Origin of the sequence: Acinetobacter sp. YH16042 (genome assembly GCF_013417245.1) — a bacterium.
Taxonomy (GTDB): Bacteria; Pseudomonadota; Gammaproteobacteria; order Pseudomonadales; family Moraxellaceae; genus Acinetobacter; species Acinetobacter amyesii.
Map to the genome: position 1 here is coordinate 38529 of NZ_VPEJ01000008.1, position 23526 is coordinate 62054.

The 23526-nt window shown below is 40.1% G+C and carries 17 protein-coding genes, 1 tRNA gene and 1 pseudogene; 14 read left to right on the top strand and 5 right to left on the bottom strand.

Features of this window, described 5'->3' with window-relative positions; genetic code table 11:
- Window positions 1-68: 68 nt before the first annotated feature.
- The 3 genes and pseudogenes from FTV37_RS07760 to FTV37_RS07770 all read left to right on the top strand — a co-directional run bounded on the left by FTV37_RS07760 (window position 69) and on the right by FTV37_RS07770 (window position 2770).
- On the top strand, window positions 69-1565 hold the full coding sequence (locus tag FTV37_RS07760) for a sodium:proton antiporter (protein ID WP_180063455.1): 1497 nt from the start codon (window positions 69-71) through the stop codon (window positions 1563-1565).
- A 122-nt stretch (window positions 1566-1687) separates the two neighbouring features.
- A pseudogene (locus FTV37_RS17865) lies at window positions 1688-2120 on the top strand (transposase); the annotation flags it as partial.
- A 332-nt stretch (window positions 2121-2452) separates the two neighbouring features.
- Window positions 2453-2770: an MGMT family protein gene (locus FTV37_RS07770; RefSeq protein ID WP_180011029.1), complete on the top strand. Its 318-nt coding sequence runs from the start codon at window positions 2453-2455 to the stop codon at window positions 2768-2770.
- A 109-nt stretch (window positions 2771-2879) separates the two neighbouring features.
- On the opposite strand, the gene FTV37_RS07775 is transcribed toward FTV37_RS07770, so the two are convergent.
- Together FTV37_RS07775 and FTV37_RS07780 are read right to left on the bottom strand one after the other, a co-directional pair.
- Window positions 2880-3320: a universal stress protein gene (locus FTV37_RS07775; RefSeq protein WP_078189919.1), complete on the bottom strand. Its 441-nt coding sequence runs from the start codon at window positions 3318-3320 to the stop codon at window positions 2880-2882.
- A gap of 293 nt (window positions 3321-3613) precedes the next feature.
- The gene (locus FTV37_RS07780) at window positions 3614-4030 is read right to left on the bottom strand and encodes a hypothetical protein (protein ID WP_180063456.1); all 417 of its coding nucleotides are present in this window, start codon (window positions 4028-4030) and stop codon (window positions 3614-3616) included.
- A 167-nt stretch (window positions 4031-4197) separates the two neighbouring features.
- Between FTV37_RS07780 and FTV37_RS07785 the strand changes: the two genes are divergently transcribed.
- A tRNA-Met gene (locus FTV37_RS07785) sits at window positions 4198-4274 on the top strand.
- A 266-nt stretch (window positions 4275-4540) separates the two neighbouring features.
- Here FTV37_RS07785 and FTV37_RS07790 read toward each other — a convergent pair.
- Window positions 4541-6166, bottom strand: coding sequence for an NAD+ synthase (locus FTV37_RS07790; protein ID WP_180063457.1), 1626 nt, complete (start codon window positions 6164-6166; stop codon window positions 4541-4543).
- Between the two features lie 374 nt (window positions 6167-6540).
- The gene (locus FTV37_RS07795) at window positions 6541-7053 is read right to left on the bottom strand and encodes a hypothetical protein (RefSeq protein ID WP_180063458.1); all 513 of its coding nucleotides are present in this window, start codon (window positions 7051-7053) and stop codon (window positions 6541-6543) included.
- Between the two features lie 30 nt (window positions 7054-7083).
- Here FTV37_RS07795 and FTV37_RS07800 point away from each other — a divergent pair, with 30 nt between their 5' ends.
- The 5 genes from FTV37_RS07800 to FTV37_RS07820 all read left to right on the top strand — a co-directional run bounded on the left by FTV37_RS07800 (window position 7084) and on the right by FTV37_RS07820 (window position 13858).
- Window positions 7084-8721: an AAA family ATPase gene (locus tag FTV37_RS07800; protein ID WP_373683565.1), complete on the top strand. Its 1638-nt coding sequence runs from the start codon at window positions 7084-7086 to the stop codon at window positions 8719-8721.
- On the top strand, window positions 8709-10145 hold the full coding sequence (locus FTV37_RS07805) for a VWA domain-containing protein (protein WP_180063459.1): 1437 nt from the start codon (window positions 8709-8711) through the stop codon (window positions 10143-10145). Before FTV37_RS07800 ends, FTV37_RS07805 begins: the two co-directional genes overlap by 13 nt.
- Window positions 10146-10385: 240 nt before the next feature.
- Window positions 10386-11342, top strand: coding sequence for a metal-dependent hydrolase (locus FTV37_RS07810; RefSeq protein WP_180063460.1), 957 nt, complete (start codon window positions 10386-10388; stop codon window positions 11340-11342).
- 12 nt (window positions 11343-11354) lie between these two features.
- A complete protein-coding gene (locus FTV37_RS07815) occupies window positions 11355-12221 on the top strand; it encodes an SDR family NAD(P)-dependent oxidoreductase (RefSeq protein WP_180063461.1) in 867 nt (288 codons plus the stop codon).
- A complete protein-coding gene (locus tag FTV37_RS07820) occupies window positions 12218-13858 on the top strand; it encodes an NAD(P)/FAD-dependent oxidoreductase (RefSeq protein ID WP_180063462.1) in 1641 nt (546 codons plus the stop codon). The genes FTV37_RS07815 and FTV37_RS07820 overlap by 4 nt, the downstream gene beginning before the upstream one ends.
- Window positions 13859-14192: 334 nt before the next feature.
- Here FTV37_RS07820 and gltA read toward each other — a convergent pair whose 3' ends face one another.
- Complete coding sequence (gene gltA, locus FTV37_RS07825) at window positions 14193-15470, bottom strand: citrate synthase (protein WP_078189909.1); 1278 nt, start codon at window positions 15468-15470, stop codon at window positions 14193-14195.
- Window positions 15471-16497: 1027 nt separating this feature from the next.
- On the opposite strand from gltA, the gene sdhC reads away from it, so the two are divergent.
- From sdhC to FTV37_RS07850, 5 genes are all read left to right on the top strand, one after another.
- A complete protein-coding gene (sdhC, locus tag FTV37_RS07830) occupies window positions 16498-16896 on the top strand; it encodes a succinate dehydrogenase, cytochrome b556 subunit (protein WP_078192993.1) in 399 nt (132 codons plus the stop codon).
- A complete protein-coding gene (gene sdhD / locus FTV37_RS07835) occupies window positions 16896-17261 on the top strand; it encodes a succinate dehydrogenase, hydrophobic membrane anchor protein (protein WP_078189907.1) in 366 nt (121 codons plus the stop codon). Before sdhC ends, sdhD begins: the two co-directional genes overlap by 1 nt.
- Window positions 17262-17273: 12 nt before the next feature.
- On the top strand, window positions 17274-19172 hold the full coding sequence (gene sdhA / locus FTV37_RS07840; protein ID WP_180026465.1) for a succinate dehydrogenase flavoprotein subunit: 1899 nt from the start codon (window positions 17274-17276) through the stop codon (window positions 19170-19172).
- Between the two features lie 14 nt (window positions 19173-19186).
- Window positions 19187-19894, top strand: coding sequence for a succinate dehydrogenase iron-sulfur subunit (locus FTV37_RS07845; RefSeq protein WP_078189905.1), 708 nt, complete (start codon window positions 19187-19189; stop codon window positions 19892-19894).
- 795 nt (window positions 19895-20689) lie between these two features.
- Window positions 20690-23512, top strand: coding sequence for a 2-oxoglutarate dehydrogenase E1 component (locus FTV37_RS07850; protein ID WP_180063503.1), 2823 nt, complete (start codon window positions 20690-20692; stop codon window positions 23510-23512).
- The last annotated feature ends 14 nt before the right edge of the window (window positions 23513-23526 follow it).

Consider the following 23526-nt stretch of genomic DNA (forward strand, 5'->3'; position numbering starts at 1 on the left):
TTAGTATTTATTTTTAAAATACCTATATCTCACTCTGTAGGCGACAGAGCACCAAAATTGGGAACGAAATGGGAAATTATTTTTTTCTACAGGTTTTTACCGTTATTTTTGCACTTTCGATTGCAACCACGATTTTTAATAAACGTATCTTGGGTTTTCCACAAGCCATAGGTGTTCCCATTGTTTCTGCAATTTTTGTCTTTATTTTGCAATGGGGTGCGAGTTTACTCAATGGCAATCAATTTGTGACGATTAATTTGCACAATATCGAAGAAGCCGTTCGTCATATTGACTTTTATGACTTTTTAATTAATGGCGTGATTTGTTTTATTTTGACCTCTTCTGCCTTGAAATTTAAAGTTTCAGATTTACGTTTGCATTGGAAGCCGATCAGTATTTTGGCCAGTATAGCCTTGGTGCTTTGTGCGGTGTTCTTTGGTGTTGCTCTGTATGGTTATCAGTTCTTAATTGGTCATCATGTTGATTTATTAGTGTTGTTGTTATTAGGTGCTGCTTTAGGTGCGACTGACCCGATTGGGGTTAAAGGTGTACTAAGTTCGGTGCGTGCGCCACATCATTTGATGGTGAAATTAGAAGGAGAGCTCTTTAATGATGCCATGTGTATTGCCGTGTTTATGACTTTACTCAATGTCTTGCAAGGTGAACATTTTACCGTCATTGGTACGCTTGAAACGCTATTATATGAAATTGTTGTCGCAGTCATCATTGGTTGGGCATTTGGTTTAGGAATATTACGTTTACTCCGTGGTAAACATGAGATGGAATCCTTGATTTTAACCACTGCATTGTTGGCAAGTGGTTCTTATCTAGTCGCTTTATTCGCACATGCATCAGCACCAATTGCATGCGTTATTGGTGGTTTGATTGTTGGGAATAAATGGAAAGAAATCCTTCAAGATCGTGAAATTCGGGAAGTCAATCATTTCTGGCATACCGTGGAAGGGATCATCAATTCCTTCTTATTTACCCTGATCGGTCTTGAGTTATTTATCTTAGATTTAAGTATCAGTTTGATTTTAGGCGGTATGGTGGCGTTTATTATTTTGCATGCATCGCGCTTTGCAGCAAACTATTTATCCTTCGCATTTTTCCCGAGTTTCCGCAAAAAAAGTTACAACGGTAGCCTTGCCATCTTATCGTGGGGTGGGGTTCGTGGCGGTATTTCATTGGCCTTAATCCTTGCTGTTGCCAATATTCCTGAACTCAGTGAATACAGCAGTATTTTGATTGGATATACATTTATTGCAGTCTTAATGTCGGGCCTCGTGTGTGGCCTAGGTTTACCCGCTGTGATGAATGCTTTTTATTACAACCCGAATGAAGAAACCAAAGGTTTCAAAGGTTGGTATCAAAGAATGTGCCATAAAATGAATAAAAAGGGTTTCCAATATATCGTGGGCGAAGATATACATGGTAATGAAACCATCACGGTATATAACCCAGAAGCATTAATAGATACCAAAGCGGATGATGGTGTTGCTGCTGTACATAATCCAGAGAAAGTGCAAGAAGTTCGTCGATTAGAAAATCCCGAAAACTTCTAAATTGCTTTGTTCGATTTAAAAAAAGGAAATGCTTGAGCATTTCCTTTTTTTATTTCTAGCTGTGTTCCATCATGAAACAGCAAAATGTGGGAAATTATGACTGGTCATTCAGCAGGAGATAAAAACATATTGATATTGCGATTAGCTATCAAAAAAGTTCTGATGGACTACATCTACTTGTTGACTCTATAGGTTTGAAGTTATTAGCTGAAGGTGAATCGAAACCTAATAAACATCAGTCTGAAGGTCGACGACAATGGCGTAAACTTCGTATTGGTATAGATGCTGAAAACATTGCAAACATGGACAATTCAGCTCATGACAACAATGTCAGCAGTTCATAAGTACTAGAAAACTTACTTGCATAAATTTCACCTAGTGAGCCAATGAATTCTAGCTATACCGATGGCGCATATGACACAAAATGCTGTAGGCATATCATTTCAGATTTATAAGCACTCTAGTCATTCCTCAAAGAAAAAATGCGAAACCATGAAAAGACAAAAAACTGTGGCTTTGGGAAGAAATGAATTCTTAAAGACAGTCCGACGTGTAAGGTGTGCCGTCATGAAGCTTTTAGTCACATCATGATAAAGTTTATTTGAAGTTCTGCTTTAAATGACGCTGTCTTTTTGCATAAGAAATACGATATCTCGCCATGTTTTTAATTGCATAAATGCGCTCTCTACCAAGGGGCGATATTTATACAAATGGTTGTCATAGCCCAAATGTGTCGATAAAGTTGAATTACTCACTTTGAAAAATACCGATGTGACTTTACAAGATCTAATCGATCACAACCAATTACTGTACTAATCTGTCAAAATTAAGTATTAATCAAAGAGAACCTTCGGGTTCTCTTTTTTATGCGGCTCAAAGGAGATCAGATGAAGCAGAGTGATGAATTGGCAACGCAAATTTTGTCGGTCATTCAATTGATACCGCAGGCGAAGATTGCCACTTACGGACAAATTGCCAAATTAGCGGGTTTACCGAAACATGCACGACTGGTTGGCTATGTACTAAAGCATCTAGATACAACATCAACGATCCCATGGCATCGGGTGGTGAATGCTCAGGGAAAAATCAGCACGCAGCGTTGCAATGAAAAAGGTGAAAATATCCAGCAATTGAAATTGGCAGCTGAAAATGTCTTTGTGGTGAATGGACGCATCTCATTGAAACAATATCAATGGTTACCCTAAAAAATCCTTGCCTTAAACATAGAATTATAATTTTATAATTGATGAAGTAGTCAATAAAAAGCCCTCTAGGATCAGAAGGCTTTTTATTTCACGCTATAAATCTAATGGCTTATTTGCGTACAACCAAAACAGGAATGTCTGAAGCACCTAGTACGCTTTGAGCTACGCTGCCCAAGAAGAATTTTTTGATCCCTGTACGGCCATGTGAACCAATAATAATCAAGTCCGCATGTGTTTCTTCTGCAGCTTTAACCAGTTCAGTATGCACCACTTGACCTTCAAGTAAGCGAGTTTCAACAGTGACACCTTCAGTTGAAAATTTCGCTTTTGCTTCTTCAAGTGTATTTAAAATCGATGCACGAGCACGTTCAATTAAATCATTGGTTTGCGCTGCTGAAATATACTCTGCAGCAATATATGGATCGAGCGTCAGTACTTGAACCACAGTAATTTTACTGCCAAAAGTTTTTGCAAACTCGACAGCTTTAGCCACCGCAGCATAAGAAGTTTCTGAACCGTCCACTGGAACTAAAATATTATTTAAAGCCATCTTATTTCTCCTTATCTGATCAATTGAATTTGGATGGAAAAACCTGAAAAAAAGCGCTACTTACATTGATCATAGTTTCATCATACGCTTTTTTATTTAGGAATAAAACCAAGTAAATTCATAAGGATATTGCGAAATTAGTAATAAAAATATTGCAAAAATATGGACTTGTTTTCACCATGCTTAGCGATAGCAAAAATGCTCAATAATGTAAGCAGCTATGTCTAGATTGTAAGACAATTTGGTGCTGAAAAAATTGAGCCTAGATAATTCATCCATCAGTTGACTTGGTTTCAATCACACTGTTTTTCTTGCTCTGTCAGGGTAATATGCAACGTTTGTTGCTCAAGCAAGCTTAATTTATGCAACGCATCTTCAGGGAAGATCTGTTTTTGCAGGCGTTGAATCTGTCGTGCTGATAAATGCTGATTGGCACAATACATTGCAGCTTCATTGGCGCGAGCAACACTGACTAATTTCTCCTGATCATTGAAGTCGAGACGAATGATAGGCTGCTGTGCTCGGCTAAGTTGAGCCATGCTGCGCTTTTGTTGCATGCTCAGTAAAGGCTGTTTATTAATCCAAGTCGCCACATCACGTCGCACACCATTATAGTCAACAAAAATAGGTGAGACGATTTGGCAGCCCGTTAAGGTCATGACGGCAAGGCTGAGGGTCAGACAGGCTTTTTTTATCGAATTGAATTGCATGATAAAACTCTAATTTTTAATCAAAAAATATAGTAAATAGGGCTAAAAATAGCATAATTTGCTTAAATAGTAACATCTTGAACTTTGCTTGTTTAAACTCTGAACAATTGCAAACAAAAATGCTTGACGATAATGTGTGAAATCTAGATAATGCCACCACAGTTTACGGCTATGTAGCTCAGTTGGTTAGAGCACCGCACTCATAATGCGGGGGTCACAAGTTCAAGTCTCGTCATAGCCACCATTTTTATAGACCAAGCTCTCAGCTTGGTCTCTTTTTTTGTGCCTAGAAAAAGTCAAATAGATTGAAATAATTACAGCACTAATAAAATGATCTGTTCACGATGTTAATGTAGAAATAAAAGAGAACTCAAATCTTTGATGTTATGAATTGATGTCCTAACTTTTGAAATACACATCTCAATTACTTTTTATATTTACTGCTGTGTTTTTTGCGCCTATAAAAAAGCCCAGTTATAGAACTGGGCTTTTTTGATTTGAATTGAGTAATTAGATACCCGGTTTCCAACCATTAACGATTGGGTAGCGTCGTTCACGGCTAAATGCACGTGAGCTAATACGTGGACCGATCGCGCCTTGGCGACGTTTGTATTCGTTTAGATCAACCAAACGGATGACTTTTTTCACGACTTCAGCATCAAAACCTTTGGCAATGATGTCATCTTGGCTCATGTCTTCTTCGATATACGCATATAAGATGGCATCCAATACTTCGTATTCAGGTAATGAGTCTTGGTCTTTCTGATCTGGACGAAGTTCCGCAGAAGGTGGACGAGTAATTACACGTTCAGGGATCACTGGTGTTTCTGAAATGCTGTTACGGTATTTTGCTAGTTCAAATACAATCGTTTTATAAACGTCTTTAAGAACTGCAAAGCCACCGACCATGTCACCGTACAATGTACAGTAACCAACAGACAATTCAGACTTGTTCCCTGTAGAAAGTACAAGATTACCGAACTTGTTCGATAAGGCCATTAGCAACGTACCACGAGAACGCGCTTGTAGGTTTTCTTCAGTCGCATCAGTCGGTGCATCGCCAAAGAAAGGGAATAAGGTTTGCATAAAGCCATTCACAATTGGATTGATTTCGGCAATACCAAAAGTTACGCCCATATTCTTGGCTTGTTCAGCAGCATCTTCAACGCTGATTTGCGCGGTATAGGTATATGGCATCATGACCGCTTGAACTTTATCGGCGCCAATCGCATCGGCAGCAATCGCTAAAGTTAATGCTGAGTCAATACCACCAGATAGACCTAAAATCACGCCAGGGAAGCCTGAACGTTGTACGTAGTCACGGGTTGCGATTACAAGGCTTTGGTAGATTTCAGCCATGGTATTTAATACAGGCGTGATTGCACCTGTTTTAAAGGCTTTTTGTTCAGCATCGTATTCTGCGATATATAGATCTTCAACAAAACTTGGTGCTTGCAACGCAACTTCACCTGAATTGTTCATCACAAAGCTTGTGCCATCAAAGACAAGGTCGTCTTGACCGCCCACTTGGTTGCAGTAAACCAGATTGATGTTCAATTGTTTGGTCAATGCAGCCATGGTTTCAATGCGATGCTGTGGTTTACCAACTTCATAAGGTGAAGCATTCAACACCAAAGCGGTTTCAACATTTAACTGAGCAAGCTGTTGAACAGTTGGTAATGCCCAAACATCTTCGCAAATCAACACACCAAACTTATGACCTAAATATTCAAAGACAAGGTGTTGATGACCCTCACTGAAATAACGTCTTTCATCAAAAACGCTATAGTTTGGAAGATTTTGTTTATTGTAAATCCCGAGAACTTGACCATTTTTCATGACAGCAGCAGAGTTATAGCGCTGACCATCTTCAGTTTGATTCACAAAACCAAAGACTAAAACGATGTCCTTAATGCTCGCTAATTGTTCAAAAGCTTGCTGTGTACGTTTATTTAAACTTGGACGTAATAATAAATCTTCAGCAGGATAACCAACTGTAGAAAGTTCCGGAAAAACAATAATATCTGCATTCTGTTCTTTTGCAGCATTGGCTTGTTGAAGCATTTTTGCTGCGTTTGATTCTAGGTTACCAATATGCGGAGAGAACTGAGCAAGTGCAATTTTAAAACTATTCATTCCAACTAAATCCTATTCCTATAGGTGAATACACTTAACACACTGATTTGTATTATTGTGATTATTCAGCGAGTGTATTTAGATACGAAAAATACTGCCGAAAGGCGAAAACAAAACACCATCATCGTATGATAATTCACTTGTTTTGATGCAAAGCAAAAAAATAAGGTGAACCTATTTTATCTGAATTTAAGCGAGATACTAGAGGTATTCATAGCTTTTAAAAGCCTAGCTGAGCTTATGTGCCATAAAGTAAATATTAATGCTGTTTTTTTGTACTTAAAATAGCGTCAATGGTCGAGCAATAGCGTGAAATAGAATGATCTGGCGATATTCAATTTATCTATAAATATTCGTCAAAGAGCATTGACGCTTTACAGCTCAATTTGATGAACAAGTTCTGGATATAAAATAATATTTTTAATTCGCTTTAAATAGATGTCACGAGCAATGTCACCTTGTTGCTCAATGTTGTAGTCAAAAAATGCCTTGTGTGGTTTGAGGGTATAGCGGTAAGGATTATATTTTTTAAAACTGAAGAAATACGCCATCTGTAACACAGCGCCTCGACCCAAAACATTGATCTGCTGCTGGTATTGATAAACATGGGCCATCTCATGAATAAACAGGGCACGATATCCTAAAGACGCTTTGGCATAGTCCGCTTTAAACAGTAAATTTCGTGCATGGATATACCCCTGAGGCGCCATGACCACATGCGCCGATTGCCAAGGCAAAAAAGGGTGATTCATCACTTTCACTTGCTCATATTGAATCAAATCCCCAAACACACTCCGACACATGGATATTTCACCTGCCGTGAGAGATCGATATTTAAAACCTTCAAGTTTTAATAGTCGGATGAGCGTGTGAAAGAAAGGCAACATGATGAAAGGTGTCTAAAGCTCTAAAGGGATGTGCAGTTTTACTATAACCTGAAAATACAATATCACGCTGTTGCGCTGTATTTAAAGAGCGATATTTTTGCATCTGCTACAGCGAAAAATCGGTTAGGGCGTTACAATTTAGTTTTCGGTCAAACAGATAGTCAGATGCAAGCACGGATCAATACTTTAATTTCTGAAATCAGCAAAAATATGTATGAACGCGAGCAGATTATTGCATTGAGTTTGCTGGCTGGTGTTGCGGGCATGAATACCTTTTTATATGGTTTGCCCGGCACAGCAAAAAGTTTGATTTCGCGTCGAATCGCGTCTGCTTTTGAAGTCCATGACTATTTTGAATACTTGATGAATCGTTTCAGTACACCGGAAGAAATTTTTGGACCGGTATCGATCAAAGCCTTAAAAGAAGATCAATATATTCGTAAAACAGAACATTATTTACCACGGGCAGATTTTGCATTTTTAGATGAAATTTGGAAAGCCAGCCCTGCGATTTTAAATACTTTACTGACCTTGGTGAATGAGCGGAGTTTTAAAAATGGTGACATTGTCCAAAAAGTTCCATTGAATGTTTTGGTCAGTGCATCGAATGAAATTCCCGAACCAAATCAAGGTCTAGATGCCTTGTATGATCGTTTTATTTTGCGCTTAGAAGTGCCGCCGATTGCTGTTGCAGAAAACTTTCATGCACTATTACAGGCCAAGCCGAGTCAAGTCAGTGTTGAAGTCGATGCGACCTTAAAAATAAAAAAAGCCGAGTTGCAAGATTGGCGGGAACAGATATATCAGGTGGAATTACCCGCTTCGATTTTAAATCTGTTTGATCAACTTAAAACTCGACTCAACCATAACTTTGAAGATCACGTGGTCTATGTCTCTGACCGTCGTTGGCAACGTGTGGCTTATTTAGTCAAAGCCTGTGCATTTTTAAATGATCGTCCATCAGTGATTTTGAGTGATCTATTAATTTTAAAACATTGCTTATGGAATCAGCCTGAAGACATTGCTTTTGTTTCGCAGCAGATAGATGAAGTATTGGCTGAAAATGGCTTAAATTACGGTTTGCAATTCGAACAACATGTGGCAGAGAAGGATGCACTTGAACAGCGGGTGCTCAATCATTTTTATTATACCGATGATGTGTATGAGAGTTATTTAATTCATGGCACTGATTACTTGCGTGCAGTGACCAATCTAGATCGACACTATAAAGATAAACTGTTGTATCTCGAACTGGATAAAATGGATACGAAAAAGGACTTCTTTGCCTTAGATGATACCGGTGAAGAAGTGCGTGGCATCGTATGTAATTTTAATGGTTCAAGAGTGTGTACGTTAAAAGGTGGCTATTACGGCTTAGAAGAAGTGGTGACGCCGTATATAAAACATACCAAAGGTAGTCCACGCAGCTCTCTTTCAGCACAAAGCCAATATGAGCTGTTACACGAAGTTCAACAGCTCAAAGCACAGTTTCAAACAGAATTGGAACTGTTAACGGAACGATTTAACAGTCAAAAACATCAGTTTAAATCGGTCTTTGTCACTGAACAGGATATTGAACATTTGATTCAATCTATTGAGCAGCAATTGGCACGATATCAGTTGCAGTTGCAAGATTGTGAGCGTCTGGAACAGTTATGTCGCAATTAAAACCGACAAGACACCAAACCCAATCGGCACTCGATGAATTAAGTTCGCAGCTTTATGATGAATTAAAACAATCCAGCTTAAAACATTGGTTGGATGATCATAAAGTGGCAAAAAAGCTCGATCAAAAAATTCAGGAATGGGCCTTTCAGGCAAAATCGAGTTTAGATCAGCAGCATCCCTATGCAGTGGTGCAGCAGCAATTGGAACATTGGCTTGCGTTAAAGCATTGGGAGCAGGGTGATTTTGTTCAATTCCACACTGAATATGCCGCCTTTATGCAAACCTTGGGGATTCCAGAATTCACTGAAATGTGGCAACAGAGCCAACAGTCGTTGCTGACCGAGCAGCAGCGTCAATTACACATTGAGCTATTCAAAGGTAAATGGCAGCGCAAATTGACCGAAGCCATTGCACATTGGGAGTTTGAACAGCTCCGTTTACAACGCGATGCCTTTTTAGATGAAATCAAAGATTTTCTCGCGACATTGTCGAAAATGGTCAAGCACCATGACAGTGTCGGGTTTGAAACAGGGATTTTTCTGGACTATTCCAAAGGGCAATTAACTGAGCATGATGTACAGAACTTTGAGCAATGGGCGAATTATCTCGAGCAAGATCGGGCGCTTAAACGTTTATGTCAAATGATCGGAAGCGCACAGCCGAATATACCACGTAAGCGGATTTCTGCTCAGTTAGAACAAGAGCCACAGCAGCTTATTCACACCCCGATGGCGCAAGAGGAAATTACTGGAATTAAATTGGCACAAGAACTCAGTATGGCTTTACCTAGCGAGTTGGCGCTGTTAGCCGATCCAGACTTGCAAGTTTTATTTGATTTGAAATATTTAGAATCTAATCTGATGAGTTTTAATCGAGAAGGTCAGCAACAGGGACGGGTGATCGAAGACCAACGCCATACGCAGCGTCGAGTCGGACAAAAAGGCCCGATGATTGTATGCTTAGATACCAGTGGCTCAATGAATGGACAACCTGAACTGATTTCCAAAGCGATTTGTCTATATTTATCGATTCGAGCGCTAAAAGAAAAGCGAGCGATGTATTTGGTGAATTTCTCGACCAATTTAACTGCGCTGAATTTACAGCATAATAGTGCTTTGGATGATGTCATTCACTTTTTAGGGCAGTCATTTCATGGGGGAACAGATATTATCCCTGCGATGAATCATGCCGTGGACATGCTGAAACAACCGAATTTTGTACATGCTGATGTGGTGGTGATTTCCGACTTTATTATGGGTCAACTGACTGAAGAACTCATGCAAGAGATCACACATGTTAAGCAGCAGGGCAATGGATTCTATGCTGTGGCGATCGGTAATTTTAAACTGGATCATTTAGACGACAGCCTGTTTGATCATCAATGGGTCTATCAATCTGCGACTGGCAAAGTGCAAAAAATCTAATAATCGTCCCTCACAAAAAATACGCCATGACCTTTAATGACAAGCTTTTGAGCCATACAGCACTGATGTTTTAAAGATTGTCTGACAAAGAAAATATTTGAGCATTTTTGCAAATCGAGAGGTCGGTTTTGCTAATGGTCTAGTGATCTATCTCACTTAATTTGATCCTCAATCTATGTGTTTTTACTTCAATCGACATGAAGTCAATGAAGGGGAAACACCCAAATTGAGAGCAAAATCATGAGCGCTTTTCAACCGATAAAAAAAACTTTAGCACGCGTATTTGCAGGCCCTGTCTTTGACCCAACAAAACAGTCTGCCGTTGTTCCTATTCGTCATATGAAATTTGATTTCGAGCCAGAAAAAATTGATCCAAAATTTTATATGAATGCAGAATTGGCCAGTGCCTATTTTGCATCTTTATCTATTTTCTTAACCCGTGGCAAAGATTTGGTGATTGATACTGCTCGATATCATCGCGACTTTATTCAAGATCCTGTATTAAGACAACGTGTCACGTCGTTGATTGGGCAAGAGGCCATTCATTCACGTATGCATGAAGAAATGAATGAAGCATATCGCGCAAGAAATCTGCCTGTGCAATTTTTTAGAAAGTTAGAACACTACGTCTTTGCCTATGGTTTTGAACGTATGCCACAGCCAATAAAGTTATCCTTAATGGCAGCAATTGAGCATTTCACCGCAGTGCTTGCGGAATACATGATGAATCATGAAGAAATCTTTTTTAATTCAATAGATGAAAAGCAGCGCGCTATTTGGATGTGGCATATGTTGGAAGAGTCTGAACACAAAGACATTGCCTATGATGTCTATCAAGAATTATCAGGTAATTATGCTTTACGTATTGCCGGTTTTTTCCCTGCATTAATTACCATTTTGGGTTTGATTTCAATTGGTGCTTCGATTGTCCCTTTCTACAGAAAGCCATCGAACTTGATTAGCCTAAGTTACTGGAAGGATGTTCCGCGCAGTTTCCAGCTGATTTTTGGTCTAAAAGATGGTGTCTATGGCAGCAGCCTCGGGCATATTTTTGATTATTTACGACCAAGTTTTCATCCGAATGATCATGACACTTCTGCATTTCTTGAATATTACAAAAAGCGTTTGTTGAACCCTGTTGATGGCGTGTTAACACCTTATTTTGTCAAAGAATTTACCCCAGCATTAAAACGATAAAAGGACAAAACCATGGGTCTATTTGGAAAAAAGAACAAGCCAAGTGAAAACGCTTATGCGGTGGTCACAGGTGCAGGCAGTGGTATTGGACGAAGCTTTGCTTTAGAGCTAGCACGTCGTGGCGGAACAGTGGTCTGTGCCGATATTCATTTAGAGGCAGCACAGGAAACGGTGGATCAAATTCAATCCATGACCTCATCAAATGCTTATGCAGTGCAGTGTGATGTAGGTAAGGCTGAAGAAGTTAAAGCGCTGTCAGAGCAAGCCGAGCAGTTGATGGGACATGCTGTGACTTTGGTGATCAACAATGCAGGCGTCGGGCTGGGTGGTAAATTTGATGAACTGAGTTTAGACGACTGGCAGTGGTGCATGCATGTCAATTTGTGGGGTGTGGTGCATGGCTGCCATTATTTTGTACCCAAGTTGAAACAAAATAAGCAGGGGGGCGCGATTATTAATGTTGCTTCTGCTGCGGCATATACCGCTGCACCAGAAATGACAGCATATAACGTGACGAAGTCGAGTGTGTTGGCATTGTCTGAAACTTTATCGGCAGAGCTCAGATCGGCAAATATCCGTCTGAATGTACTATGCCCAACTTTGGTGCCGACCAATATCATGAAAAATGGACGCTTGCCCAATCGATATTCAGGCTTGGCTGATCAACTGCTGATGAATCATGCATTTACGACGAGTCACGATGTAGTCAATTTGACATTGAATAATTTAGATGCAGGGAAGTTGTACACCATTCCGCAACCTGATGCCAAATTATTTTGGTGGTTAAAGCGTTTATCCCCGCAAACCTATACCCGTTTATTGGGGGTGGGTTATCCCATATTTAACAACTATATTAAAAAGTCGGGAGCAAAAGCATGAACATGCCGACACAATTACATGACGAAGATGTAAACGCATTAGATCAAGAGAAAACTCAAACTAAAAAGCCCACAGCACATACTAATGCACGTCGTCCTGTAACGTCTTCTGCCAAAGCAAAAAAAGCAGTACAAGATCAATCAGAGTCAGAGCCTAGCCTAGAAAAACCAAGCGTAGAAAATCAAGTGCGTGTCTACGATACTATTGTAATTGGTGCTGGGATATCAGGTTTAGCTGCTGCTCATCAAATGAATAAACGGGGTTATACAGAGTATGTGGTTTTAGAAAAAGCCAATTGCGTGGGAGGTACATGGCGCGACAACACCTATCCAGGTTGTGGATGTGATGTTCCTTCGGCTTTGTATTCTTTTTCCTTTGCTCCGAGTCATAAATGGAGTCATTTATTTGCCAAGCAACCTGAGATTCTGAACTACTTAGAGGATGTGGCAGAGCAGCATGGGCTTTATCGTAACATTCAGTTCAACTGTGAATTAATGGCAGCGGAATGGAATGAGCAATTAAAGCAATGGCAATTGGAGACGAGCAAAGGTAAGTATGCGGCAAGAACTGTGATTTTTTCCACTGGGCCGATTACTGAACCGCAAATTCCAAAAAATAAAGGTATTGAAAGCTTTGAAGGTGAAATGTTCCATTCTGCGCGATGGAACCATGCCTATGATTTAAAAGATAAACGTATTGCCGTGATTGGTACGGGGGCATCTGCGATTCAGTTTATTCCTCAGATTCAACCTATTGCCAAAAATGTGGTGGTGTTTCAACGGACTGCGCCATGGGTATTACCAAAAGCAGATTTACCACTGAATGACCGTGCGAAAGGCATCATTACCCGTTTTCCGACTGTTCAAGAAACTTGGCGCAAAAGTGTGGCCGGTATATTAAATGGTATTAATTTAGGGCTGCGTAATCCTTCACTGTTAGAGCCTGTGAATTATTTGGGTCGTCAGTTGTTAAAAACACAGATTCAAGATACTGAATTACGTGAAAAAGTAACACCAAACTTTTCTATTGGTTGTAAGCGTCTTTTATTTGCCAATAACTATTATCCTGCTTTGCAGCAAGCCAATGTTGAACTTGTGCCACATGGTTTAGTTGAAATAGAAGGAAATACCGTCATCGCTGCAAATGGTGAACGTCATGAAGTCGATGTCATTATTTGGGGCACAGGTTTTGAGGTTTCTCATCCACCGATTGGGCAACGTGTAAAAAATGCCAAAGGGGAGTTGTTGTCAGAACTTTGGAAAAACAGTTCTCCTGAAGCGTTTTTGGGTACCAGTATCGCGCAAGTACCTAATGCCTTCTTGGTGCTTGGGCCAAATATTTTGGTTTATGACTCATTTATTGGGATTGCAGAAGCACAGGTTGGGTATATCGTTGATGCTTTGGTAAAAATGAAACAAGAGAAGATACAACGGCTTGAAATTAAGCCAAATGTATTGGCCTATCACAATGCAAAAGTACAGACGCATTTACAGACTACGGTCTTTAATAGTGGCGGTTGTAAGAGTTATTACTTAGATGCCAATGGGCGCAATTTTGCAGCTTGGCCGTGGTCACTGAAACAGTTAAAGCTGCGTCTTAAACATATGGACTTGGCAGACTATGAGACGGTTGCTTAGAAAATATTGTTTATTAAAAGTTGCCTAACTCAATAAGCAAAAATAAAGCATTATCAATATTAATGCCTTTTGTTTACAGCATAATTTCTACGTGGAATTAGGCTTTTTTTATGACGCTATCTGATGAAACAGTGTGAGACTTTCTAGAAAATGACGATTTAAAATACACTCAGCAATATACACCATACTTTATAGCTTGTGAGACATCGTTTTATCTAATGATTGAGCAGGAAAATTCAGTCAGATGGGTCTGTTCAATAGTGCAAAATAAATCTAACCGCATAAAAAAACCGTCCCAAAGGGACGGTTTTTAGATTCGCACAATTCTTTCGAATTAACGACCTTGGATATCGCGTTGAGTTTCGCCAGTGTAAAGCTGACGAGGACGACCGATCTTGTAAGGTGCGCTATGCATTTCTAACCAGTGGCTGATCCAACCAACAGTACGTGCAAGAGCGAAGATTACGGTAAACATTTCTGTTGGGATACCAATCGCTTTAAGGATGATACCTGAGTAGAAGTCTACGTTAGGGTATAGGTTACGTTTGATGAAGTATTCGTCAGAAAGCGCAATACGTTCAAGTTCCATAGCCAAAGCAAGTTGTGGATCGTTGATACCAAGTGCAGTTAACACTTCGTCACAAGTTTCTTTCATTACTTTCGCACGTGGATCGAAGTTTTTGTAAACTCGGTGACCGAAGCCCATAAGTTTAACTTCTTTAGTTTTCACTTTTTCCATGAACGGAGCAACGTTTTCTACAGTGCCGATTTCATCAAGCATCTTAAGAACAGCTTCGTTCGCGCCGCCGTGAGCAGGTCCCCATAGAGCCGCGATACCCGCAGCGATACATGCGTATGGGTTAGCGCCAGTAGAACCAGCAAGACGTACTGTAGAAGTAGACGCGTTTTGTTCGTGGTCAGCATGAAGCGTGAAGATACGGTCCATTGCTTTAGCAAGAATAGGGTCAACTTTGTAATCACGGTCTGCAGGAGTAGCAAACATCATGTACAAGAAGTTTTCTGCGTAGCTTAAGTCGTTACGTGGGTAAACGAATGGTTGGCCTACTGTGTATTTGTAAGTCCAAGCAGCTAAAGTAGGAACTTTAGCGATTAAGCGAATAGCAGTGATTTCGCGGTGGTCAATGTTTTCAACATCGAAACCGTTGTGATAGAACGCAGAAAGCGCACCAACAACACCACACATGATCGCCATAGGGTGAGCGTCACGACGGAAACCATTGAAGAAACGGCCAACTTGATCGTGAACCATAGTGTGGTTACGAACTTTAGCATCGAATTCTTGTTTTTGTTCAGCAGTAGGAAGCTCGCCGTTCAAAAGAAGGTAGCAAGTTTCTAAGTAGTCTGCTTTAGTAGCAAGCTGGTCGATTGGGTAGCCACGGTGTAGAAGAACACCTTTACCGCCGTCAATGAAAGTGATTTTAGATTCACAAGCAGCCGTTGAGACAAAACCAGGATCAAAAGTAAAGTGACCTGCGGCCAACACATCTTTAACGTCAATTACATCTGGGCCTAGAGTGCCACTGTAAATTGGTAAGTCAATTTCTTTGCCATCAAGCTGTAAAACGGCTTTTTTGCCAGTTGCTTCAGACATTCAATAGATCTCCTGTCCTGGTGAATGTTTTATCTGACTCAGTACTAATCTTTTAATGCGAGAATCAGACGGATCAAAAATTTGCTCTAAGATTAGAGGGAACTGAAATTTTGTCAATTATACTTATGGATATAAATTGAGGATCATTCATTGAAATGAAGCACAATTCATCCGCTTAAAAAATGAGTAAAATCACAGTGCCGACGCAGTATAATAAGTCAAATTGCAGGGGAGGTGCAGATTAAAAAAAGCCTATTGCCTTAATTGTAAGCAATTTTTAATTCTTAAAAACTCTGAAACAAATATGAATTACAAGACCACTATTTTATTAAATTATTATAATTTTCGTAACTTACACACATCTGTGGCTCTAAATTGCTGTTTTCTTATTCATAATTAAAACGACTTAATCGTACTTAAAAAAAAGTTCGTTTGGTTAAAAAATAGTTAATTAAACGCATTTAAAGGATCAATAAATGAGCATTTTTGTCATTGGAAAGGTAAAAAATGGCGTTTTATTAAACAGATTTGCTGTTGCTAAGATTTTTATGCACAGACTAAGTACTTATTTCGTTTCATGATCTTTGAGTTTTATTATTTGAGAAAATGATGCACATTTATTTTTATGATTATGGCTTGGCGAATGTGCTGGAAGATTTTAAAATGTAGTGGGAAAAGAAAGATTTAGATTTGTTCATCTTTAGTCTAAAAGTTTAAATCGCCATATACACACAAAAACAATAAGTGAAATTTACATTTAACTGATTAAAACCAACAACATAGTATGATTTTCTTAGATAAATAAGGTATTTGTTTTTAGAAAAGTTATTGTTAATGATTCTTATTTAAGGATATTTTGCAAAATTCCTAATTGTCTTCGTTTGTGTTTTGAAAGTTCACGTTTTATAATTCCCTGTCGTTTATAAGATCAGACAGCTGCAGAGTTTATTATATTGTAATGTCTGACTATGCTAGCTTTCCTACGAATTAATTCCAACAAACTCCGGATGGAGTTTTTACTTACAGGATGCCCGCTGTGAAAAGCAACAGACCTGTCAATTTGTCCATGGGTCAAGTTTTAGACGTAAACTTAAAATCCCCTGTGGCTATTGCATCAATTTTACACCGTCTATCAGGTGTTATCGTATTTTTACTCGTACCGGTCCTTCTTTGGATTTTAGACAAATCTTTATCTTCACCTGAAGGTTTTGCGCAAGTTCAAGCTGTGTTTGATAGCTTTATTGTGCGTTTTGTCGTATGGGTATTTGTAGCCGGCTTAATTTATCACCTTATTGGTGGTATCAAGCATCTATTTGCAGATCTTGGCGTTGCTGAAGAACTTCAAAGTGGTCGTATCGCAGCTACTATTTCATTGATCTTGTCTGCAATCGGTATTGTTGCAGCATTTGTATGGATTGTTCTCTAATGAAAAGTGCTACAGGTTTAACAGGATCAGGTTCGCGCGATTGGTTTATCCAACGTGTAAGTGCCGTTGTATTGGCTGTTTATACTATTGTTGTGCTGGGCTGGATCCTTTGCAATAGCGGATTCACTTTTGAGCAATGGTATGGCTTTATGATGACAACACCAATGAAGATTTTATCTTTATTGTCTGTCTTATCTCTTGTTGCGCATGCTTGGATTGGTATGTGGCAAGTATTCACTGACTATGTGACTACTCGTCAAATGGGTCCTTCAGCAAACGGTCTGCGTTTAGTGCTGACTTCTGCAGTGATTGTTGCAGTATTTGCATACGCGATCTGGGCGATCCAGATTTTTTGGGCAAATTGATAGGAAAATATCATGGGCGCTATAACCCCTAAAGAAGATTACACAAATATTCCACACCTAACTTTCGATGCAGTCATTGTTGGTGGTGGTGGTTCAGGTATGCGTGCTTCTTACCAACTTGCTCAAGCTGGTTTGAAAGTTGCTGTACTGACTAAAGTATTCCCAACTCGTTCACACACTGTTGCAGCGCAGGGTGGTATTGGTGCATCTCTTGGTAACATGCAAGAAGATAACTGGCACTACCACTTCTACGATACAGTTAAAGGTTCTGACTGGTTAGGTGACCAAGACGCAATTGAGTTTATGACTCGTGAAGCGCCTCAAGTTGTATATGAGCTTGAACACCTAGGTATGCCATTTGACCGTAACGCTGACGGTACAATTTACCAACGTCCGTTTGGTGGTCATGCTGCGAACTATGGTGAAAAACCTGTTCCACGTGCATGTGCTGCTGCCGACCGTACAGGTCACGCTCTTCTTCATACGCTTTATCAAAGCAACGTGAAAATGGGTACTCAATTCTTCGTTGAATGGATCGCACTTGATTTGATCCGTAATGAAGAGGGTGATGTGCTTGGTGTGACAGCAATTGACCAAGAAACAGGTAAAATTGCAGTATTCCAAGGTAAAGCAACATTGTTCGCTACTGGTGGTGCTGGTCGTGTTTACCGTGCATCTACTAACGCTTATATTAATACTGGTGACGGTCTTGGTATGGCAGCTCGTGCAGGTATTCCATTACAAGATATGGAATTCTGGCAATTCCACCCAACAGGTGTTGCGGGCGCAGGCGTATTGTTGACAGAAGGTTGTCGTGGTGAAGGTGCGATCCTTCGTAACGATGCTGGTGAGCCTTTCATGGAGCGTTATGCTCCGACACTGAAAGACTTGGCACCTCGTGACTTTGTATCACGTTCTATGGACCAAGAAATTAAAGAAGGTCGTGGCTGTGGTCCTAAGAAAGACTACATCTTGCTTGATATGACGCATCTTGGTGCTGAAACAATCATGAAACGTCTTCCATCTGTATTTGAGATTGGTAAGAAATTCGCGAACGTTGACATCACTAAAGAGCCAATTCCTGTAGTACCTACAATCCATTACCAAATGGGTGGTATTCCTACAAATATTCATGGTCAAGTGGTTGTTCCTGTATCTCGTGAAACTGAAGCTTTGGTTGCGAACTACAATAAAGAAACTGGTGTGTACTCACACAATGCGGGTGACCGTGATTTCACTAAACCAGTGAAAGGTTTCTATGCAATTGGTGAATGTTCATGTGTATCTGTACACGGTGCTAACCGTCTAGGTACAAACTCATTGCTTGACTTGGTTGTATTTGGTAAAGCTGCTGGTGAACATATTGTTGACTATGTAACTAAACACCACGGTGATGAATATGCACCGCTTCCTACAACTGTTCTTGAAAAAACTTTGAATCGTGTTCGTCATCTTGATGAATCAACTTCTGGTGAAAATGCTCAAGAAGTTGCAGATGCAATCCGTGACATCGTTCAAGATCACGCTGGTGTATTCCGTACATCTGCACTTCTTGAAGAGGGTGTGAAACAGATTCTTGCGATCGAACCACGTGTACGTAACATTCACTTGAAAGACAAATCTAAAGTATTTAACACAGCGCGTGTTGAAGCTCTAGAAGTTGAAAACCTGTATGAAGTTGCGAAAGCGACACTGATTTCTGCGGCTGCACGTAAAGAATGTCGTGGTGCGCATACAGTGGTAGATTTTGAATTACCACCTGATCATGCTGACTACCCATACGGTCGTCGTGATGATGAGTGGATGAAACACACTTTATGGTTCTCTGTAGATAACCGTCTTGAGTACAAACCAGTACGTTACAAGCCTTTATCTGTAGATGCTATTCCGCCTAAACCACGTACATTCTAATTGGGAGAAGTAAGATGAGTAGAGGTACTCGTACATTTAATATCTACCGCTACGATCCTGATAAGGATGCAGCTCCGTACATGCAAACTTTTAAACTAGAGTTGACTGACAAGCACCGTATGTTGCTTGATGCGCTTCTAGCATTAAAAGTACAAGACGAATCATTAACATTCCGTCGTTCATGTCGTGAAGGTATTTGTGGTTCTGATGGTGTAAACATCAATGGTAAAAATGGTTTAGCGTGTCTTTGGAACCTAAACGACTTACCAGAAGTGATTACAATTCGTCCACTTCCAGGTCTTCCAGTTATTAAAGACTTGGTTGTAGATATGAATCAGTTCTACGATCAGTACAATAAAATCCATCCGTTCCTAATCAACAATCAGCCTGCGCCTCCTAAAGAGCGTTTGCAGTCTCCTGAAGAGCGTGAACATTTAGATGGTTTGTACGAATGTATTCTTTGTGCATGTTGTTCAACTTCATGCCCATCATTCTGGTGGAACCCAGACAAGTTCTTGGGTCCATCAGCATTGTTGAACGCATATCGCTTCATCATTGACTCTCGTGATACAGCAACTCAAGAACGTTTGGCTCGTCTTGACGACCCATTCTCATTGTTCCGTTGTAAAGGTATCATGAACTGTGTATCTGTATGTCCTAAGGGTCTTAACCCAACTAAAGCAATCGGTCACATCCGTAATATGCTTTTAGATCTAGGTTAATAGATTTAGCAGTAAAAAGAAGCGCACCATTGGGTGCGCTTTTTTTGTCATATATAAAAGTGATGATAGTGAAAGTTATTCACTGTCATTGCTGACTGCTTTAAATGGATTTAATAGAAACGTAGTGAATTAAAGGTATAAAGCGATAGATAAATGGTTATTTATTGATGAAACGCTCGTTCAAGTCTGTCAAAAGGATTAGAAGATGTTATTATGTAACGTAGTAAAAAGAGAGAGGATAGGAATGTCAGCTCTCTTTTGTTTTTGTATATGAGATCAGGGAAAAATCGAACGTAGACTTTTGTCTTAATTGAAAGATCATTTTATATGTAGCACCATATCATAGATGAAAATACAAACAGTGTATTTCGCTAATTTATGAGAGGTATGTGTCAAAAAAATCAATTGAAAATGCTCGAACGTGTTAGCATTTAAAGCATCACTATATGTAAAAAATGACTTTGAATTAGGTACATTTTTTCTACAATTTAAGCGCTGTAGACGGTATATAAATGTTAATAAAGTCGCTTTAGAAAAGATAATGGTGCAAATTTTATTTTTTCTAAGACGATTTGCAAAAATTGCCCGATTTATGTCGGGTATTTCTCAATGAGTAATGATGCCGCTGAGGGCGTTATTGTTCATTAATCACATTGGGTAATCCTAATGTAGTGATAACGCCTCAAGGCTTAAGCCTAATGGGGACTAATGTCATATTACCAATTTGACATTACTAATCATGGGTTCGCTTAAAAAGCATCCTGAAATGTTTTGCAATAGGAAATGGGTCCACAAATGCAAGAAGTTGCTGACGCACTGCGTCTTGACACTGAACTTAGCGCTGACAGTGCAGCGTATATTGAAGAACTTTATGAGCAGTATCTAACGGCTCCAGACTCAGTAGAGGCTGATTGGCGTGAATACTTCGATAAATTCCCGAAAGGTGATCAACCACACAGCAATGTACGTGAGCAATTCCTATTATTAGGCCGTAATTCAAGCCGTGTTCAGCCAGTAGTGCAAAGTGCAGTAAGTTCTGAGCATGAACGCCGTCAAATCGGTGTATTACAGTTGATCGCTGCATACCGTAACCGTGGTCATCAAAACGCAAAATTAGATCCACTAGGTCTTGCAAAACGTGAAATCGTACCTGATCTAGATCTTGCTGCGCACGGTTTAACTCAGTCTGACTTAGACACTGTATTTAATACAGGTAACCTTGCAATCGGTAAATCTGAAGCAACTCTTGGTGAAATGGTTCAAGCAATGGAAGCAACTTATACTGCTTCAATTGGTGTTGAATACATGCACATTGTTGATACCAAAGAAAAACGTTGGATTCAACAACGCCTTGAAGGTACTCGTGGTCAATTCGGCTACACTGCAGACCAAAAGAAACACGTCCTTGAACGTCTAACTGCAGCTGAAGGCCTAGAAAAATACCTTGGTAACAAATTCGTTGGTGCGAAACGTTTCGGTGTTGAAGGTGGTGAATCTTTCATTCCTATGGTGAATGAACTTATTCAACGTGCGGGTTCGGTAGGTTGTAAAGAAGTGGTTATCGGTATGCCTCACCGTGGCCGTTTAAACCTTCTTGTAAACATCATGGGTAAAAACCCAGCTGATCTATTTGGTGAGTTCGAAGGCAAATCTCTGCATAAAAAAGGCTCTGGTGACGTTAAATACCACCAAGGTTTCTCTTCAAACGTCATGACTCCGGGTGGCGAAGTTCACTTGGCATTAGCGTTTAACCCATCACACTTAGAAATCGTTGGACCTGTAGTAGAAGGTTCTGTACGCGCACGTCAAGTACGTCGTAAAGATATCGGTGGTGATGATGTATTACCAATCATCGTTCACGGTGATGCTGCATTTGCAGGTCAAGGTGTAAACCAAGAAACTTTCCAAATGTCACAAACTCGCGGTTATACCGTGGGTGGTACAGTTCATATCGTCGTGAACAACCAAGTTGGTTTCACAACGTCTGACCCACGTGATGCGCGTTCTACAGAATACTGTACTGACATCGCGAAAATGATCCAAGCACCGATCTTCCATGTGAACGGTGATGATCCTGAATCTGTATTATTTGTCTCTCAATTGGCACACGATTTCCGTCATACATTCCGTAAAGACGTTGTAATCGATATGTTCTGCTACCGTCGTCGTGGTCATAACGAAGCCGACGAGCCAGCTGCAACTCAGCCAATGATGTATCAAATCATCAATAAAAAAGCGACTACACGTACGCTTTATGCTGACAAGCTTGTACAAGAAGGTGTTCTTGATCGTGCTTCTGCTGATGCAATGGTTGAACAGTATCGTTCTGACCTTGAAGCAGGTAAACACGTTGCAAATGCGTTGGTACTTGAGCCAAACACAAAAATGTTTGTGGACTGGAAACCTTACTTAGGCCACGAATACACAGATAAATGGGATACCACTTTCCCAATCGAACGTCTAAAAGAGCTTGGTGCGAAAATGCGCGAGCTTCCAGAAGGCTTCGTGATGCAACGTCAGGTTGCTAAAGTGATTGATGACCGTCTGAAAATGCAGACTGGTGAAATGCCATTGAATTGGGGTGCTGCTGAAACATTAGCTTACGCGTCTCTTCTAGATGAAGGTTTCCTTGTTCGTTTAACAGGTGAAGACGTTGGTCGTGGTACATTCTCACACCGTCATGCAAAACTTCATAACCAAGTAGATGGTTCAACTTACATTCCATTATGTAACTTGAAAGAAAACCAACCACGTACAGCTATTTATGACTCATTATTGTCAGAAATGGCGGTTCTTGCATTTGAATACGGTTATGCAACGACTCTTCCGAAGAGCCTTGTCATTTGGGAAGCGCAATTTGGTGACTTCGCAAACTGTGCACAGGTTGTAATCGATCAGTTCATCGCGTCTGGCGAAACTAAGTGGGAACGTGTATGCGGTCTGACTATGCTTCTTCCACATGGCTTTGAAGGTCAAGGTCCTGAGCATTCATCAGCTCGTTTAGAGCGTTTCTTACAGCTATGTGCTGAAGAAAACATGCAAGTGATCACACCGACTACACCAGCGCAGATTTACCATGCGATGCGTCGTCAAGCACTTCGTCCAATCCGTAAACCAATGATCGTGACTTCACCGAAGTCTCTTCTTCGTCACAAACTTGCAACGTCTACATTAGAAGAACTTGCAAATGGTACATTCCAAACTGTGATTGATGAAATCGACAATATCAACAAGTCAGACGTAACTCGTCTAGTGCTTTGTGGTGGTAAGGTTTACTACGACTTACTTGAAAAACGTCGTGAAAAAGAATTGAACAACACAGCAATCGTTCGTATTGAACAATTGTATCCGTACCCAGAAGCACGTCTTGCTGAAGTTCTGGCACAATATCCAAACGTTAAAGAATTGGTTTGGGCTCAAGAAGAACCGAAGAACCAAGGTGCATGGTTATTCATCGCTCCGCGTCTATATGACGACGTGATGAAAGCGGGCAAACAAGTTCGTATTAGTTATGCAGGTCGTGAAGCTTCTGCTGCACCGGCTTGTGGTTCACCATATTTGCACGCAAAACAACAAGCTCAGCTCGTAAATGATGCTTTAGCTATCGTAGCTGAATAACAGGAGATTCTTAA